The 16,393-nt window shown below is 62.9% G+C and carries 19 protein-coding genes; 12 read left to right on the top strand and 7 right to left on the bottom strand.

Translation table 11 applies throughout. The features are described 5' to 3' along the window. Positions 1-59: 59 nt before the first annotated feature. Positions 60-299, top strand: a complete 240-nt coding sequence (rpsR, locus tag ACPJW8_RS17860) for a 30S ribosomal protein S18 (RefSeq protein ID WP_003800144.1) — start codon at positions 60-62, stop codon at positions 297-299. A gap of 17 nt (positions 300-316) precedes the next feature. Then, positions 317-769 carry a 50S ribosomal protein L9 gene (gene rplI / locus ACPJW8_RS17855; RefSeq protein ID WP_330188878.1) on the top strand — a complete coding sequence of 151 codons (453 nt, stop codon included), beginning with the start codon at positions 317-319 and terminating at the stop codon, positions 767-769. A 155-nt stretch (positions 770-924) separates the two neighbouring features. Here the strand turns inward: rplI and ACPJW8_RS17850 are convergent, their stop codons facing one another. Beyond that, positions 925-1,347 (bottom strand): DUF1801 domain-containing protein, encoded by a 423-nt coding sequence (locus tag ACPJW8_RS17850; RefSeq protein ID WP_330188877.1) that lies wholly within the window; start codon positions 1,345-1,347, stop codon positions 925-927. A 66-nt stretch (positions 1,348-1,413) separates the two neighbouring features. Between ACPJW8_RS17850 and ACPJW8_RS17845 the strand changes: the two genes are divergently transcribed. The 3 genes from ACPJW8_RS17845 (at position 1,414) to ACPJW8_RS17835 (ending at position 3,425) form a co-directional block, all read left to right on the top strand. After that, positions 1,414-2,271, top strand: a complete 858-nt coding sequence (locus ACPJW8_RS17845; protein ID WP_330188876.1) for a PhzF family phenazine biosynthesis protein — start codon at positions 1,414-1,416, stop codon at positions 2,269-2,271. An 89-nt stretch (positions 2,272-2,360) separates the two neighbouring features. Continuing rightward, positions 2,361-2,990, top strand: a complete 630-nt coding sequence (locus ACPJW8_RS17840; RefSeq protein ID WP_330188875.1) for an FMN reductase — start codon at positions 2,361-2,363, stop codon at positions 2,988-2,990. Between the two features lie 78 nt (positions 2,991-3,068). Next, positions 3,069-3,425, top strand: coding sequence for a zf-TFIIB domain-containing protein (locus tag ACPJW8_RS17835; protein WP_425256377.1), 357 nt, complete (start codon positions 3,069-3,071; stop codon positions 3,423-3,425). A gap of 18 nt (positions 3,426-3,443) precedes the next feature. Here the strand turns inward: ACPJW8_RS17835 and ACPJW8_RS17830 are convergent, their stop codons facing one another. From ACPJW8_RS17830 to ACPJW8_RS17820, 3 genes are read right to left on the bottom strand one after another with little or no spacing between them, the layout of a single operon-like run. Beyond that, positions 3,444-4,454, bottom strand: coding sequence for a YdcF family protein (locus tag ACPJW8_RS17830; RefSeq protein ID WP_330188873.1), 1,011 nt, complete (start codon positions 4,452-4,454; stop codon positions 3,444-3,446). A gap of 27 nt (positions 4,455-4,481) precedes the next feature. Then, a complete protein-coding gene (locus ACPJW8_RS17825; RefSeq protein WP_330188872.1) occupies positions 4,482-5,093 on the bottom strand; it encodes a hypothetical protein in 612 nt (203 codons plus the stop codon). 15 nt (positions 5,094-5,108) lie between these two features. After that, positions 5,109-5,408, bottom strand: a complete 300-nt coding sequence (locus ACPJW8_RS17820; RefSeq protein ID WP_330188871.1) for a hypothetical protein — start codon at positions 5,406-5,408, stop codon at positions 5,109-5,111. 664 nt (positions 5,409-6,072) lie between these two features. Here ACPJW8_RS17820 and dnaB point away from each other — a divergent pair. After that, a complete protein-coding gene (gene dnaB / locus ACPJW8_RS17815; protein WP_330188870.1) occupies positions 6,073-7,455 on the top strand; it encodes a replicative DNA helicase in 1,383 nt (460 codons plus the stop codon). A gap of 86 nt (positions 7,456-7,541) precedes the next feature. Here the strand turns inward: dnaB and ACPJW8_RS17810 are convergent, their stop codons facing one another. Further along, positions 7,542-8,516, bottom strand: coding sequence for an acyl-CoA thioesterase (locus ACPJW8_RS17810; protein ID WP_330188869.1), 975 nt, complete (start codon positions 8,514-8,516; stop codon positions 7,542-7,544). A 187-nt stretch (positions 8,517-8,703) separates the two neighbouring features. Between ACPJW8_RS17810 and ACPJW8_RS17805 the strand changes: the two genes are divergently transcribed. Continuing rightward, the gene (locus ACPJW8_RS17805; protein ID WP_425256376.1) at positions 8,704-8,991 is read left to right on the top strand and encodes a DUF6573 family protein; all 288 of its coding nucleotides are present in this window, start codon (positions 8,704-8,706) and stop codon (positions 8,989-8,991) included. 261 nt (positions 8,992-9,252) lie between these two features. Here the strand turns inward: ACPJW8_RS17805 and ACPJW8_RS17800 are convergent, their stop codons facing one another. Together ACPJW8_RS17800 and istA are read right to left on the bottom strand one after the other, a co-directional pair. Further along, a complete protein-coding gene (locus ACPJW8_RS17800; protein WP_425256375.1) occupies positions 9,253-9,729 on the bottom strand; it encodes an ATP-binding protein in 477 nt (158 codons plus the stop codon). A gap of 310 nt (positions 9,730-10,039) precedes the next feature. Further along, positions 10,040-11,569, bottom strand: coding sequence for an IS21 family transposase (istA, locus tag ACPJW8_RS17795; protein WP_237428196.1), 1,530 nt, complete (start codon positions 11,567-11,569; stop codon positions 10,040-10,042). A gap of 288 nt (positions 11,570-11,857) precedes the next feature. On the opposite strand from istA, the gene ACPJW8_RS17790 reads away from it, so the two are divergent. From ACPJW8_RS17790 to ACPJW8_RS17770, 5 genes are all read left to right on the top strand, one after another. Continuing rightward, entirely contained in the window at positions 11,858-12,511 is a 654-nt protein-coding gene (locus ACPJW8_RS17790) for a hypothetical protein (protein WP_330189013.1), read from the top strand. Positions 12,512-12,618: 107 nt separating this feature from the next. Then, entirely contained in the window at positions 12,619-12,849 is a 231-nt protein-coding gene (locus ACPJW8_RS17785; RefSeq protein ID WP_425256374.1) for an SOS response-associated peptidase family protein, read from the top strand. A gap of 374 nt (positions 12,850-13,223) precedes the next feature. After that, positions 13,224-13,532, top strand: a complete 309-nt coding sequence (locus ACPJW8_RS17780) for a lactococcin 972 family bacteriocin (RefSeq protein WP_425256373.1) — start codon at positions 13,224-13,226, stop codon at positions 13,530-13,532. Positions 13,533-13,613: 81 nt separating this feature from the next. Beyond that, positions 13,614-15,575: a hypothetical protein gene (locus ACPJW8_RS17775; RefSeq protein WP_330189015.1), complete on the top strand. Its 1,962-nt coding sequence runs from the start codon at positions 13,614-13,616 to the stop codon at positions 15,573-15,575. A 5-nt stretch (positions 15,576-15,580) separates the two neighbouring features. Continuing rightward, positions 15,581-16,294, top strand: coding sequence for an ABC transporter ATP-binding protein (locus ACPJW8_RS17770; protein ID WP_330189016.1), 714 nt, complete (start codon positions 15,581-15,583; stop codon positions 16,292-16,294). Positions 16,295-16,393 lie beyond the last annotated feature (99 nt).

Genomic DNA, 16,393 nt, shown 5'->3' with positions numbered 1-16,393 from the left:
CGTGCCACCACCATCCCGTGGATCAATATCCACGGGCTCCATAGAAAAGGAGCTCCACGATGGCTAAGGCTGAACTCCGTAAGCCCAAACCAAAGTCCAACCCCTTGAAGGCCGCTGACATCACTGTCATCGACTACAAGGACGTAGCATTGCTGCGCAAGTTCATCTCCGACCGCGGAAAGATCCGCGCCCGTCGCGTCACTGGCGTCACGGTGCAGGAACAGCGCAAGATCGCCCAGGCAATCAAGAACGCCCGCGAAGTTGCCCTGCTGCCTTACTCCGGCGCTGGCCGCGGCTAGGGAAGGGATTAACTAACATGGCAAAAGTCATTTTGACCCACGAAGTAACCGGTCTCGGTGCTGCAGGCGATGTTGTTGAGGTTAAGAACGGTTACGCACGTAACTTCCTTCTGCCCCGCAACTTCGCCCTGACCTGGACCAAGGGTGGCGAGAAGCAGGTTGAGTCCATCAAGGCTGCCCGCGCTGCACGTGAGCACGCTTCCCTGGAAGATGCCCAGAAGCAGGCTGCTGCTCTCTCCGCCAAGCCGGTCAAGCTGGTCGTCAAGGCCGGCGAGTCCGGCCGTCTGTTCGGCACCGTCAAGCAGGCTGACGTTGCTGACGCTGTTGAGGCCGCTGGCCTTGGCAGCATCGACAAGCGCAAGGTTGAACTGCCGGCTCACATCAAGTCGGTTGGTTCCTACCAGGCCAACGTCCGCCTCCACGCTGACGTTGCCGCTGTGATCGAGCTCGACGTCGTCGCAGGCAAGTAGCAGTACCCAGTCATCTGACTGCAGGAAGACCCCCGTTGCCGTAGCCGGCGGCGGGGGTCTTTTTTGGTACGCCCAGCACGCGTCGAGATGGCACTTCGCAGCAGTCTGGCGGCCCGGGACTGCCGCGAACTGCCACCTCGCGAGTCAGGAGCGGGTCAGGAGTGGTGGACTTCCGTCGTGTAATACCGGTACCCGGCGCGGACCAGCTCCGTGAGGACCTCGACGTCGACGTCCGCGAGCTTGTTGATGTAGAGGCAGCCTGCTCCCAGCTTGTGCTTTCCCAGCCTGGCCAGCAGCTCTTCCGCTTCCGGCGCTGAGCTCAGTCCATAGAGGGACAGGCTTGCCTTGCGGGGCGAGAAACCTACGGCGGCCGCATCGCCCTCGTGGCCCGTGGCGTACCTGTAGTGGTAGCTGCCGAAGCCCACGATGGATTCGCCCCACATCCGGGGTTCTTCACCGGTGACAGTGCCCATCATTTCCAGCAGGCGGAGCCCGTCAGCCCGCCGCACAGGGTGTTCGACTGCTTCGACGAATTCCGTGGCGGAGGCGCCCGTCACCCGGGTTTTGTTCTGGCTCATGCCAGCAGTCTTGCAGAGCCGCGGATACTTGTCAGGATGCCCCGGCTGCGGTGATAGCCTGCACCGGTGAACCTCAATCCCGCCCCAGCCAGCCGCCGTCGTCCCTTCACCCAGGTGGATGTCTTCACCGACGAGCCGTACCGGGGGAATCCGCTGGCGGTTGTGGTGGACGCTGAGGCCATGACAGATGTGCAGATGCAGCAGTTTGCTAACTGGACCAACCTCTCAGAGACGACGTTCCTGCTGCCGCCCACCCATCCGGAGGCCGATTACCGCGTGCGGATCTTCACGGCACAAGAGGAGTTTCCCTTCGCCGGACACCCGACGCTGGGCTCGGCGCATGCCTGGCTGGAGTCCGGGGGTGTGCCCAGGAAGGATGGCGTGCTGGTCCAGGAGTGTGGCGCGGGGCTGGTCAGGGTAAGGCTCGACGGCGGCCGGCTGGCTTTCGCTGCGCCGCCCTTGACGCGGTTTGAGCCGGTGGATGAGGCGGATCTGGTGCGGATCGCTGCAGGGTTGCGGCTGCCGCGCACGGCACTGTTCGATGCATCCTGGCTGGTCAACGGGCCGGACTGGATTGGGGTCCTGCTGGAGTCGGCGGAACAGGTCCTGGGCCTGGAGGTGGATTTTGCGGCGCTGGAGGGCCTGAAGGTGGGAGTCATAGGCCCCTACAGTTCAGGGGACATTGATTTTGAGGTGCGCACGTTTATCCCCGGCGACGCGGCCGCGGAGGATCCTGTGACGGGAAGCTTCAACGCCGGCGCTGCGCAGTGGCTGATGGGCAGCGGCCGGGCTCCTTCCCGGTACGTTGCGGCGCAGGGAACGGTGCTGGGCCGGGCAGGGCGCGTCCATGTGGAAGCTGTTGATGGGGACATCTGGGTGGGCGGCGGCGCCGTCACCTGCATCACCGGCACTGTGGTGGCATAGGGCAAAACATGCGGGAATAACTTCCCAAGGTGTACCGTTGGGGAAAGTAGATGCAAACGCATGAACTTCCGATCCAAGAGGAGCACGCTGTGGAAACCCGCCGCATAACCGTTCTTTCCGCCGGCCTGGGCGTCCCGTCGTCGAGCAGGCTGCTGGCAGACCAGCTGGCCGCTGCCACGGAACGACGCCTCGCCGACGCCGGCTACCGCGCCGAAGTCCAGATTGTTGAACTGCGGGATTACGCCGTGGACATCGCCAACAACTTCGTCACCGGCTACGCCGCACCCCGTCTGGCCGAAATCATTGCCGGAGCAGAAAACGCCGATGGCATCATCGCGGTCAGCCCGGTGTTCAGCGCCTCCTACAGCGGACTCTTCAAATCCTTCATCGACGTACTGGATCCGAAGTCACTGGACGGCACGGTAGTCCTCCTGGGTGCCACCGGCGGCACCGACCGCCACCAGATGGTGCTCGACCACGCCATGCGGCCGCTCTTCAGCTACCTGCGCTCCCGCATTGTGGCCACCGGCATCTTCGCCGGGCCGATGGACTGGGGAAGCACGGAAGAGGGCAGCACGCCCCTTTCGGGCCGGATCGAGCGGGCGGCCACGGAGTTCGCAGGCATGCTCGCCGGAAACGAGCCCGGGCGCCGCAAGCCGGACGCCATGGAATCGCTGCCGTTCGAGCAGCTGCTGGCCGGCATTTCCGCAGGACGGTAGCGCCGGCGGCGGAACCCTTGGCGGGAACCGTTCGTTGACCCGGGCATGAAGTGTCCTGTGGATTCAAATGACCTTGTTATGAGCGAACGAAGCGGCGTGGAGATCGACTACTGCCCGCAGTGCCGTGGAGTGTGGCTGGACCGGGGCGAGCTGGATAAGATCCTGGACCGTGCCGCGCAGCTCGATGCGGGGCAGGCCTCCGCACAGCCACCGGCCGCCGCTCCCGCCCCCCAGCAGGGCATGGCCCCGCCGCCCCTGTACCCGAACTATGAACCCCAGCGGCAGTCGCGGAACTACAGCGAACCCCGCTACAACGAGCCCCGGTACAACGACAGGGGCTATGACAAACATGGCTACGACCAGCGCGGTTATGACCAGTACGGCCGGCGCCGGAAGAAGAAGGAAGGCTGGCTGGGGGACCTGTTCGACTTCTAGCCGGAAAGCCCTGGTGGCCTAAACCACCGGGGAGTTCATCAGCCCCACCGTGATGAGGGCTGCCACGCCCAGCATGGGCACGCCCACGAGGATGTTGGTGAGGCAGTTGTCCCGCATAACGGCCACGAATTCGCGCAGGAAGGCGCTGGGCACAAAGTAGCTGGCCGTTGGCGCGCCCACCACCTCGGCGTTCAGGCGCGCCCTGCGGGTCAGCAGGGCCGCCGGCAGCACATGGTAGTTGTTGGTACACACCAGGAGCGGCCCGTGGATGCCCCGGCCCGCCAGGAGTGCTGCCGAGTAGTCAAGGTTTTCCCGGGTTGTGGTGGCCCGATCCTCCTCCACCACGTCGTCCGCGCCTGCGCCCTGGCTGACCAGGTATTCCTTCATGGCCGTGGACTCCGGACGTGGTTCGTCGGCGCCCTGGCCCCCGGAAGGAACCAGCACCGGGCGGCCCAGCGTGGCGCCGTCGTAAATCTCCAGGGCCCGGTTCAGCCGGGAGGCGAGAAGCGGCGGTACCTTCCCGTCAATGAGCCCTGAACCGAGGATGATGATGGCTGCGGGATTCGGATTGAACTTCAGCTTCGAATACACAATGGCGTAACCCAGGAACACCACAAAGGCGCACCCGAGGTAGGAGCAGAGGAAGAAGGCGAAGGCAGCCAGGCCGGCCAGAACGGGCTGGCCGCTGATAACAAAGAGGAATGCCACCACTGGCGCCATGAAGACGGCAAGCCCCACCGCGAACGGCAGGAGGCTGCTGATCCCGCGGCCCTCCCGGCGGACCATGGTGACCCCGTTGGCGATCAGGAACCCGGCGAACACAAATGCGCACAGCGGCGGCCCCAGCAGCACCAGCAGGCTCAGCCATTCGAACCATGGATCCAGCGAGATCAGCAGCTCCAGCAGGGCCTGGACCAGGAGCCACACCGCCACCACCAGCAGTACGCCGTTGCGCAACCGGCGCCTGTCTGTCTGGTAGGACGCAAAGAAGAGTCCAGCAAAAATGAGGCCGAGGACCAGGTTCACCATGGCCCAAGCTTATGTACTGCCGAACCGCTAGTCCTCCAGCAGGGCGATGAACTCCCGGGCCTCAGCGGGGCTGATGTCTGAGTGCCTGGCCAGGGCGGTTGCTGCCGCCTCCGGGTTGCCGTTCCTGGCCATGTCCCTGATGCGGCCGTAGATCTCGTCGTTGAGCATGTTGCTGCTGACCTCACGGGTGATCTCGCCCTTGCTGGCGATGGCCCGGTAGCGGTAAGCAAAGCGCTCCGGCTGCCCCTCGACGTCGGGCATTGGCTCCTGCGCAGGCTGTTCCACCTGGTGGGGCTGCGGGTGCGCTGCCAGGGCAACCACTGCGTCCCGTGCGGCCCGCAGGCCCTGGCCCGTTGACTGGTTGTAGGCCTTGATGGCCGAGACTGCCTGCCCCTGTGCAATCAGCGCGTAGATCCTGCGGTGCTGCTCAGCGGACAGCCTGGCGGAGGCCTGCCTGGCCAATTCGCGCTGGTCCTGTGCTGCTGCCGCCTTCCGGCCGGCGTCGTCATCTGGGCCTGCGTCGGCACCCGTGGCGGTTGGGCGGGCGGCCCCGGAACGCCGGGAAATGGCCCGCGCGGCAAGTGCCACCCCTGCGGCCACGATCGCCAGGATCAGGATTGGGACAATAAGCGATTCCATGGAGTTAAAGCCGATCTAGTTATTTCCGGGCATATGTGGCGGGAAGCGGTGTTGCCGCGCGGCAGCCGCCTGCTGTTGTTCGGCCGCCGAAGCGGTGTTCTGGCTGGGGCGGATCGTTGCGGCGATCCTGGCCCTGGCCTCCATGGCAGCCCGCACCTGCGCGCGGTCATGTTCGGCGGACTTGGCCGCCAGGACCTGCTGGTAGCGTTCGGCATCCGAAATGCCGGTGTCGCGCGGTTTGAGGGCGGTAGCCAGCCCCCAAAATACGGCAACGAAGATCAACAGCGGCAGAACCATCACCAGTATCTCGCCCATGCTTAAGAGCTTATGCCAGATGCCGGTTATCCACAGCATATTCCGTGACCTGCATATCAATCGGACCGAGGACGCCCCGGATTTATCCACTGACTGTGGTATCCATCACAGTATGGGCATAAAAACGATGCGTGCCACACGCAGTTACTTTCCGGTATCCCCAGCGCCCAGCTTCGGGTTGTGGATGAAGGTTGGCTAAAAAAACTTTTCCTCCACACGGGCGGAATAACGTTTTCGCAGGTCAGGCCCGCTTTTTGAGCTAAAGAAATTTCCTGTCCACAGCTGGACCCACAAGCTGTGCACAAGCAGCGTGGCTTAATGCACAGGTTATCCACAGAGCACCGGAAGGGCGGGCTTGGTCCGCTGGAACAGGGGGACTACCGTAGCGGGATAGCTGTTGTGAACGTGCAATCAGCTGACCCCCGGGCATGAACTGGCGGGCTCGAACGGTTCCGGGCCCGTGATGGCCCATGTCTTGTGGAAAACCTGTGGATACTGTGGAAAACCCGCGCGCGCGGACACCGCCCGTGGACAGACCACGTTCTGCCACAGGAATGTCAGTCCCTTCGGATTGACTGGGGTCAGCTGTTCCACAGGAACAGCGGGCTAGAGGAGCACTACCCGCCGCAGGCTACTGCGCGGCACACAACGGAGGTCGGCAGCTTTGTCAGTAACGCATCTGGACTCGCTCGAGGGCACCCGGGCATCCGAAGGCAGCCGCAAGCCGCCGCAGGACATCGCCGCCGAACAGTCGGTACTGGGCGGCATGATGCTGTCCAAGGACGCCATTGCTGACGTTGTGGAAATCCTCCGCGGCCAGGACTTCTACCGCCCGGCGCACGAGACCATCTATGAGGCCATCCTGGACCTCTACGGCCGCGGCGAGCCTGCTGACGCCGTCACCGTCTCGGATGAACTCACCAAGCGCGCCGAGATCAACCGCATCGGTGGCCCGGCGTACCTCCACGAGCTGATCCAGACGGTTCCCACCGCGGCGAACGCCGGATACTACGCGGAGATCGTCGCCGAGCGCGCCGTCCTCCGGCGCCTGGTCAACGCCGGCACCAAGATCGTCCAGCTGGGCTACGGCTCCGACGGCGAAGTGGAGGACCTGGTCAACCAGGCCCAGGCAGAGGTCTACGCCGTGGCCGAACGCCGCACGGCTGAGGACTACGTGGTCCTCAAGGACGTGATGGAGTCCACGGTGGATGAAATCGAGGCCTCCGGTCACCGTGGCGAAGGCATGGTGGGCGTTCCCACCGGCTTCTATGAGTTGGACGAGCTCACCCACGGCCTGCACCCCGGCCAGATGATCGTCATCGCCGCGCGCCCCGCCGTCGGTAAATCCACGTTTGCACTGGACTTCGCGCGCTCCGCGGCCATCAAGAACAACCTCGCCACCGTGATGTTCTCCCTGGAAATGGGCCGGAACGAAATCGCCATGAGGCTGCTGTCCGCCGAGGCAACCATCGGCCTGCAGGACCTCCGCAAGGGCACCATCAAGGACGAGCAATGGTCCAAGATCGCCACCACCATGGGCCGGATGAATGACGCACCGCTCTTCATTGACGACAGCCCCAACATGTCCCTGATGGAGATCCGCGCCAAATGCCGCCGCCTGAAGCAGCAGCATGACCTCAAACTGGTGATCCTGGACTACCTGCAGCTGATGAGCTCCGGCAAAAAGGTGGAATCCCGCCAGCAGGAAGTTTCCGAGTTCTCCCGTGCCCTCAAGCTGCTGGCCAAAGAACTCCAGGTGCCCGTGATCGCGCTGTCCCAGCTGAACCGTGGTTCCGAGCAGCGCCAGGACAAGCGGCCCATGGTCTCTGACCTCCGCGAATCCGGCTCCATTGAGCAGGACGCCGACATGGTGATCCTGCTGCACCGCGAGGACGTCTATGACAAGGAATCGCCGCGCGCCGGTGAAGCGGACATCCTGATTGCCAAGCACCGTAACGGCCCCACCAAGGACATCGTGGTGGCCTTTCAAGGCCACTACTCCCGGTTTGCGAACATGGCCGGCGATGCCGGGGGCGGCGGCTTCTAGCCGTTACGCCCGGTGCGCCCGGGTCCAGCCCGTGATGGGGCTCAGGGTGAAGTCGGGGGCGGGCAGCTCAAAGTCCACGGGGATCCTCAGGCCGGCCGGGCCTGCAGCAGGTGGTTGGGCAGCCTGTTCCCCGGCGCTGTGCCGCGGATTTCCAGCAGGTCACGGGCGTGTGCGTGGAGCCGGCGGTCCTCCTCTGAGACCGGAACCCACTGCGGGATGGGGACGGAGGTCCCCTCGGCATCGCGGGCCACCATAACGGTCAGGCAGTAGGTGGTGAGGTTCAGCTCGCCGGTCTTCGGGTCCCCGGAACGGACGTGGACGGCAACGTGCATGCCCTTGGTTCCGGTGTAGACCAGGCGGGCCTCCACCTCCACAACGTGGCCGATCAGCAGCGGCCGGTAGAAGCGCACACCACCGGAAAAGACCGCCACGGTGTCCTTGCCCGAGTACCGTGAGGCGCAGACGTATGCGGCTTCGTCAATCCACTTCATCACAATCCCGCCGTGCACCTTGCCGCCCCAGTTCACGTCTGTAGGGGCCGCCATAAACCGTAGCGTCACGCGTTCGGCCGTCCCGGCGTCGGTATATTCCTGGGCGTTCATGGCTTCCACGATGCGTTCGCGCACGTCGATACGCGCGATCGCCTGCTCACGCTGTTCAATCTCCGCGGGGGTGGAGGGCACGTATTCCGGAACAGGAACCGGCTTGCCGTCCTGACCGACTGCCACGAAGATGACCATGCACTGGCTGCGCATGGTGGCGGCGCCGCCCTTGGGATCCCCGGAGGACACCACGGTGCGGATATGCATGGAGGACCTGCCGGTGTAGACGATGGTGGCCTCCACCTCCACCATGTCCCCGCTGTTGACCGGATCGGCAAAGTGGATGTTGCCCACGTAGGCGGTGACGCAGTAGGACTTGGACCAGCCAACCGCGGCGGCATAGGCGGCTTTATCCACCCATTCCAGGACGGTGCCTGCGTCCACTGACCCGCTGCGGCCCACGTCGGTGGGGGCCGCCAGGAAACGAAGGGTGACGGAATTGCTGCCGGTCTCACTCATGCTGCGATCTTACTGACCGCCTTGGTTACCGGCCGGTTGCTTCGGCTAAACAGCAGTCCTACCGAGGAGGAAGTATGGAAGATCTCTTCAAAGACGCACGGATTTTCTCCGTGTACAGCCGCCAGCAGGCGATCGCTGAAGGTGTTGCAGGGACATCACGGAACGCGCGGCCGAGGCAGGATTCATCATGCCGGTGGCTATCACCAGCGAAGCCTGGGAGGAGGGTGTCGCATGGCCGGAACCAGCCGGCGCCCAGCAGAACGAAAATGAACGCGTCAGGGAGCTTCTTCGAGCGTCATACCAGGCCGCCATTGCGGCAGGCCACACCGGTGCCGACCGGATCCCGGTAAGGATGTGGCGCGTGCCGGCATCAGAACCGGGCGCCGGGCGCCGGTCCCTTGTGCTCCACCTCCACATCGGACCAGGCGACACCAGCCTTCCCGTGGTGACCATCATGCTCCCGGGTCAGGACTAATGCTTCGCCCCCTGGCTGCCCCTACCAAGTGAAAGGGGGACATGCCTTGCACCCGTCCTGGATCATCACCCAAGCCAAGATCTGCGAAGGTGAAGCAACATGAGCCAGCGGACCCCCGTCTGCCAGCGTGTCAATGGCCATTACGTTCTGCCCATGGGCGGCCAGTTGATGTGCCCGCTGGTGGCCAGTAAAACTGCCCGGTTATGGCCAACAGATCTGCCCACTGATTCGTTTCGGCGGGGTCGGCCATCGTTGGGTTGGTCAGTTCAAGCGGGTCACTCCTTTTCCGGCGAGGGCCTGGGTAAGACGGACGGAATCGCCGCTGGTCTGGCAGACGTGGGCGTGGTGCAGCAGTCGGTCAACGGTGGCGGTGGCGAGGGTTTTGGGCATGAGCTCATCGAACCCGGCGGGGTGGAGGTTGGAGCTGATCGCGACGGAGCGTTTTTCGTAGGCTGCGTCCACGACCCGGTAGAGGCCTTCGGCGGCGTCCGTGGCCACGGGCAACAGACCAATATCATCGATGACCACGAGCTCGGCGCGCAGGATCCGGGCAACGGCCCGGGTGACGCTGTCATCGGTTCGGTGGGCGCGGATGAGGACGCCGAGGTCCTCGAGCCTGAACCAAGCGACCCGCATTCCGGCTTCGACGGCCTGCTGGCCGAGGGCTTCGAGGAAGAACGTCTTCCCCGTCCCCGAGGGCCCGCAGACGACCAAGTTTTTTCCCTGCGGGTGATCCATTCCAGGGTCCGCAGTGCCTGCTGGGTCGGGCCCGGGATGGAGGACGCTGCAGGGTCCCACGCCTCGAAGGTCTTCCCGGTCGGGAACCCGGCTGCTTTGCGGCGGGAAGCGAGCATGGACCGGGCCCGGCCGGCGGCTTCCTCCGTGAAGAGGGCCTTGATGACCTCGGCCGGTTCCCACCGCTGGGCGCGGGCGGTCGCGATCAGGTCCGGGGCCAGCGCCCGGGCGTGGGGCATTTTCAGGGACCGCATCAGGGCCTCCAGGTCCGCCGGTAGCGGCGGAGCCACGGTATTGGTCGTGGTGACGGGGCTCATCGGGCCTCCTCCGGCGTGGTGATGGTTGCGGGGTTGCCGATCGCGGCCCACGCCCCTGTTCCTTGGGTGAGGGAGGTGGCTTCGTTGGCGGCGTGGGTGGTAGTGCGGCGGATGTTGGCGTTCAAGATCGAGGCGAGGTCCGGGTGCGCGAACCGGCCGTGCAGGGCGGCGTCGCCCAGGGCCCGGTCGACCTGATCAGTGCCGGCGATTTTGGCCAGCGTAACGGCTTCGGCCATTTTCACGTTCATCCTTGCGGTCCCGGCCGCGGCGGCCTCGACGAGCCAGGTTCTGGCGCCTTCGCCGATGGCCAGGAACGCGGCCTCGTCCGCGCTGCGGGCCCTCACCTCGTAGTCGCCGGGGAGCTTCGCCCGGGTTCCGGGGAAGTGTTCGTCGTTGATGGCGGGGCTGCCGGGCCGTGCCCGTTCGTGGCGGGCGACTTCGACGGGCCCGGTCGTGCCGTGGTGGACGATGATGACCTGCTCGCCGGGCCCGGTGCCGTGGGTGCGGACGAACACCCGGGCTCCGAGCAGGTGGGCCGGGACGGAGTACTGGGCGTTTTCGAAGGTGACCATTGGGGTGTTCTCCGGAACGCCGCGGGCCAGGCCGAACGCGACCGTGTGGGCGGTGTCCGGGATCCGGTGCAGCCGCGGGGCTTCCTCGGCGAGCATGGCCGCGGGTTTCCGCCGCGTCGTCCGGTGCTCACGGTGATTGACCTCGTCCATGAACGCCGTGCAGGCGGCCTCGAGCTCGGCGAAGGTGCGGTAGTCATCGCGGAGGTTGGTGTCTTTGGGCACGAGGTCGGCCTTGGCGAGTTTCACGGACGCTTCGACTCCGCCTTTGGTGGCCGGGTCCGCCGGTTGGCAGGTCAGCACGGTCACCCCGTAGTGCCGGGCGAAGTCCAGGGTCTGCTGGTTGCGCACCGGGACCCCGGCGACGTGGGCGGTGGTGACGGTCTTCTCGTTGTCCGTGAGGACATAGGTCGGCGCCCCTCCGAGGATCCGGAAGCACCGGTCCAGGGCCGCGAACACGCTCGGCGCGGTCCTGTCCCTGAGCGGGATCACGATGCGGAAGCGTGAGAACGCCAGCCAGGCCACGAAAAGGATGGTCTTCACCCCGCCGATCCGGGGCCCGTCGCCGAAGTCGTACTGCAACCACATCCCCGGTTCTGTGATCCACGGCCGGTGGACGCGGGTGTGGCCCAGCCGCCACGCGGCTTTGACCTGCGCGATCGCCCGGCGGGTAGACCGTTCCGAACCGGTGTAGCCCAGAGCGAGGAGCTTTTCGTGGGCCTTGTCGGCCCGGATCCGGCCCTTGGAGGCTTCGATCCATTCCTCGATCTTGGGCAGGAACGCGTCGGTGACCCGGCCGCGGGCCGCGGGTTCCCCGATCGGCCGGCCCGCGTCACGGGCGGTGACGTGTTTAGCAACGGTGTGGTGCGAGCAGCCCGTGAGCTCCGCGGTGGCGCGCAACGATCCGGTCAGATCGTAGGCAGCAAGAATTTCCATGATTTCTCCGTCAGACTTCATACAGGGCCTCTTCCTGGTTCGCTTTTGGTGCGCTTAGACACCGTCATCAAACCGCAGGGAGAGGCCCCCACCGCTTAAAGACGCGGCAGGAACAAGTAAGGAAGTGGGCAGATCTCATGGCCACCGGCGGGCAGTTCTGCTGGCCGCCAGCGGGCACTTTCGTGGCCGCCTATGGGCAGTTTTTCATGGCCGCTAACACCAGCGCGCATATCTGTCGAAGCCAACTGCCATCAGGGCTTCCAAAAAATCGGCCATCACATCGGCTCGCCTACTGACCAAGGACCTCGAGTGACATTTGAAACCTCTTCAGCACAAGAAGCCAACCGTTCGCTGGATGTTGATCAAGCAGCCGCTCGCGCGGGGCTCTCGGTTGCCTCGTTCAGAGCCCTGATGAGCAAAATCAACGGCACGCCGGAGGACCTGCGCACTCCACCCAAGGCGGGGGAACGCGCCCGACAGTATGACCCGGACAAACTTGATGAGTGGATCCGTGCCGGTCGCCCAATCTCCGATTTCCGTGCCCAGGCAGGAGAGGGTCCCTCAGTTCATATACCAGCCACAGCAACCTGGGCGGGTAACCGGTGGAACATCACCACGGATGCCCCGCACGTATCCGCTTCGGCTCCGGATCTGAAAACAGCAACAAGGACAGCCACTGAGGAGGCTGCTTCTCTGATGTCATCCCCTGGGAAAATCATTCTGGATGTATCTTTTGATGTCGAGGATCAGGCCCGGCAGAAATGGGCCGAGGCGGCGCACCTAAGAGTCCAGGGTGGTGAACTCCAAAGCCAGGCAGCACAAAAGCGCCGCAAGGTGGTCGCGGCACTTGTTGATGCTGGTATGTCCCTCCCGGATATCCGTCAGGTCCTGGGGATTTCCTACCAGCGTGTGCAACAGATCCGCACAGGAAAAAACCGTCAAAATTCACACCAAACCGGGTGAGAGGCTCTCACCTTGGGAAATAGAAATGAACCAGGTGCATCCCTCCCGGCATCGCAAGATGGGGTTTTGGCAGTTGAGGGGCGGGACTATGGTTGCTCAGCTGCACCGTGCTTACGACAACAACCCAGGACGCCCTGGGGCACGTCCATGACCGCTCTCCGGTCGTCCTCCCCAGGAACAGGTTCACCGAATGGCTGGATCCGCATCTTACCGACAAGAACGATGTCCAGCAGCTGCTGGACTCCCTGCCAGAGCCGGCTCTAACGCCGCGGATCGTCAGCGAGCGGGTCAACAGCGTCCGCAATAACGGCCCTGAGCTCATCCAACCGGCCACATGAGGAAGCGCAGGCACGACGCCACTCCAACGAGGAGTGGGTTTTGATGTACAGGGGAGGCCTCAGTGAGCCGCGTTCTCGGCGAAAGCAGGGCCACGAGCCAGTTGGCACTTGACTGGCATTTTTTGAATGGGTCATCTATATGTGCCACGGCCACGATCCTGTTTGGCGCTTGACTGGCTTTTTTTGTAAACGCCATTTATGGTTGGCCCAGACATTGGGGGCGTCACACTCTTCCTGGTTCATTCAGGCATTGAGGGAATCTCTGGTGATCTAAAAAATGGATGCCGACACAAACACTCTGGTCCTGTCTCGTTTTGAGTTCAGGAGTGATTTGCGTGGGCATATTGGGAATCAGAACAAAGGGGTGAATTAGCATGAACATTCGTCACCGCATTGCAGTGGGAGTCCTTACCTTAGGCTTGACAGCAGCCGGAGGTGCAGCGGCAGTAGCCGCGACCGTATATCCATCCGAAGGGGGAGTATGGAACTACGGCGTCACGGGAGGAGTGCATCTCTTCTCTGACTACTACAACCAAGTCAAGTGTCATGGGTCGTCGACGGAGAATGACTGGGGCTACTCGTCTTCGCCCAACGTGGCTGCAGGTACATGGGCAAACAACTCCCAACCCACGACCAGCTTCCAAAACAACCGCGCGTACTACCGCATCGTCGGTTGCCCTTAACAATCGTCGCTTGCTAACAGAAGTGTCCTCGTGCTGCATCGCGTGCAAATGCGGTGCAGCACGGGACCGTAGGGTGGAAACATGTTGAAGCTACTTATCCGTTTTGCCGCCGTGGCGATCGCAGCGTTGATTGCTTTAGTTGCCGGTGTCTATGCAGCGGCGGCGGACCTGGATGGTCTACCCGACGCTGATTATGTCTCATCAATTCGCTTCGACAGCAGCCCACTTTCGCGAGACGAAATCGTTGACCGATTAGACGACTACGCGGATTACTCGGGAATCGGCATAACTCGAGTGGCGAGTGCGCCAGACGATTTTTTGAATAAACGCATCGCATTCGTCTTCGGTTCTGGAAATCTCGAGAACAAAGATATTGATTGGTTCTCTCCAACCATGAGTGGATCGATCACCAAGTCGAGCGATCTCGGCTTCACCTCACTGAACGGCGTTTATGCCCTATACGCCAGTGACACTCAAGCAGCATCCTTCCAGGCTTGGGCGACGAGCGAGTTGAGGGCGGACGCTTCCCTAAACGAAAAAACGCCCATCGGTTTGCTTGCCTATGCGCTGTTAACAGTTGGAGCATGGGTACCGATGTCGGCGGCCATTCTGCTGCTGGGCGCGACGATCATGTCATGGTACGTGCTGCGCGCCCGTGGCCGGGAGCTACGAATCATGGCCGGTATGCGTCTGTCAACGATCGTGCTCACCGACCTTCGCTCGCTGTTCGGAGCGCTAGCCATACCTGCCGCCGCGACTTTCGGGGCTGCCGTCCTGGTCGTGATGGCAACCGGGTTTGGCCGGCCCGCGTTCTTCATCTCGACCCTCGCGCTGTTTACCGGCGTGGTGGCAGCATTTGCCATGGTCGTGGCACTGCTGATGGGGATGCTAACCCTTCCCTCCGTACGGGACATTGCGGCCCGACGACCGTCGGAACGAGGTTCTTGGGTGATCAGCGAGCTACTGAAAGTAGCTGCAGTCGTCATCGTGGCCGCAATCTTGCCCACAGTTTCCGGCGTTGTGGCCAACGCTTCGGCCGCCACCACCCAAGGCGCAATATGGGAATCTATGGGCGACAGCGTGACAGTGCGTATCGCAAACCGGCTAGGAGACGCTGAGAACGCGGCATTCGCCGGCCTAACCAGAGACCTGGCGAAGCGGGACGCGGCCATGTTCTCGATGTCGTTGAGCTCTGACACGGTCGATCTCGTAGACGACGAGGGGGCCGCGGACCTGAAGAAGCTGGGCTTTGACAGCATCGTCATTGCCGACGAGCGTTACCTTGACACCGTCAACAGAACCGGCGGGGCGACCTGGGAACCAGCCGCTGCCGTCCAGTCCCTGCAAGAACTGCCGGAGTCGATCCAACGTCAACTTCTTCCCAATTTGAAGTTGTGGACTACGTCCCGAAAAGGACTGGACGTTCAGCTATACAGCAACACCGGCGACCTCCCGATTGTCGTATCAGGAAGCATGTCAGGAACTTTGGACACCAATCAACGTCCTCTGATCCTCTCGACGAATGACCTCGCCCAGTTCGATGACTCCTTCCTGGCCTCGGCCGTGAGCCGAGGCAACATCGTATTCACTGACCCTGAACAAGTCAGAGAGCTCGTTAAGCAACGGGATATGGGCGCCGAGGTTCTATCAATCGACCGGATAGCCGATTTAGGTCTCTATGACGCCCAGTCCAAGCAGCGCAACGCGCAACTCGGTGCTGCAGCTATAGCCCTCGCCGTACTTGCGCTCGTCATGTGCGTGAGCGTTACCGCCTGGATCTTCGCGCTGCTGCGGCGACGTCGCTGGTTCGTCCAACACACAGCAGGAAAAACGTGGAGATCAATCCTCCTGCCAAGAATGCTGTGGGAAGCAAGCACGGCACTACTGTTCGGCGCCGTGATGGCACTGTCGTTTGCGGCACTAAATCCCTCAAACATTTGGGTTTCCGGGTTCGCCCCGCTGGCGTATCTTGCCGTCGCCTGGCTCATTCACCAATGGGCAGCCACGACGACGTTCCGCACCACACTCGCACGAAGAGGATAGAACAAATGCAATTACGCGCCGACTGTGTTTCGGTTATCATCGATGGAAAGCCCGCCCTGAACTCTGTTTCTGTGCAAGCAGAACCGGGCCGAATGCTCGTACTGGCAGGAAAAAGCGGCAGCGGTAAGACAACGCTCTTGAACGTTCTAGGCCTATTGGGTCGAGCCGACACCGGCAGCGTAGTAGTTGGTGGACAAGACGCAACGAAATGGAACGACGCCCGACGCCGCCGTTTCTGGCGGGACCACGTCGCTTTCGTCTTCCAGGACTACGGGCTCATTGAAGAAGCAAGCGTTGACTACAACGTCACGGTAGGGCGCCGAGGTCTTTTCGGTCTTCGTCAGCCTGACCGTGAACGTGTTGACCAGGTCCTCGACCACGTACTGCTTTCAGGTCGTAGGAAGGAGCAGACTGCCCGACTAAGTGGTGGCGAGAAACAACGCGTCGGATTGGCCAGAGCGATGTTCCGCGGGGCCGATATTGTCCTCGCTGACGAACCAACCGCTTCGCTGGATCGAAAGAACCGCGAACTAGTAATCAATTTCCTCATCGAAGAAGCCCGCCGCGGCGCCACTGTCGTCGTAGCCACACACGATGAGGACCTCATGGCCGCCGGAGACGATCTCATCCGACTGGGTGAACAACCACTGTCCGAAGCTTCACCACCCCCAGTTTCGATCGGCAGTGAAGCCCAAGAAGAATCACTTGACGCTAGGTAGCAGCAACGTAGCTGTTTCCGTGGCTCTTAGGGATTGTTCTGGCCTCACCCGCAGCAGAAGCTGGGTAGCGACCGCAACGACCGGGACTGCCCCGGCTTT

The sequence above is a fragment of the Pseudarthrobacter sp. J47 genome (assembly GCF_049810315.1).
Lineage (GTDB): Bacteria > Actinomycetota > Actinomycetes > Actinomycetales > Micrococcaceae > Arthrobacter.
Note: the sequence above shows the minus strand (reverse complement) of the source record. Positions and strands in the feature narration are given on the sequence as shown.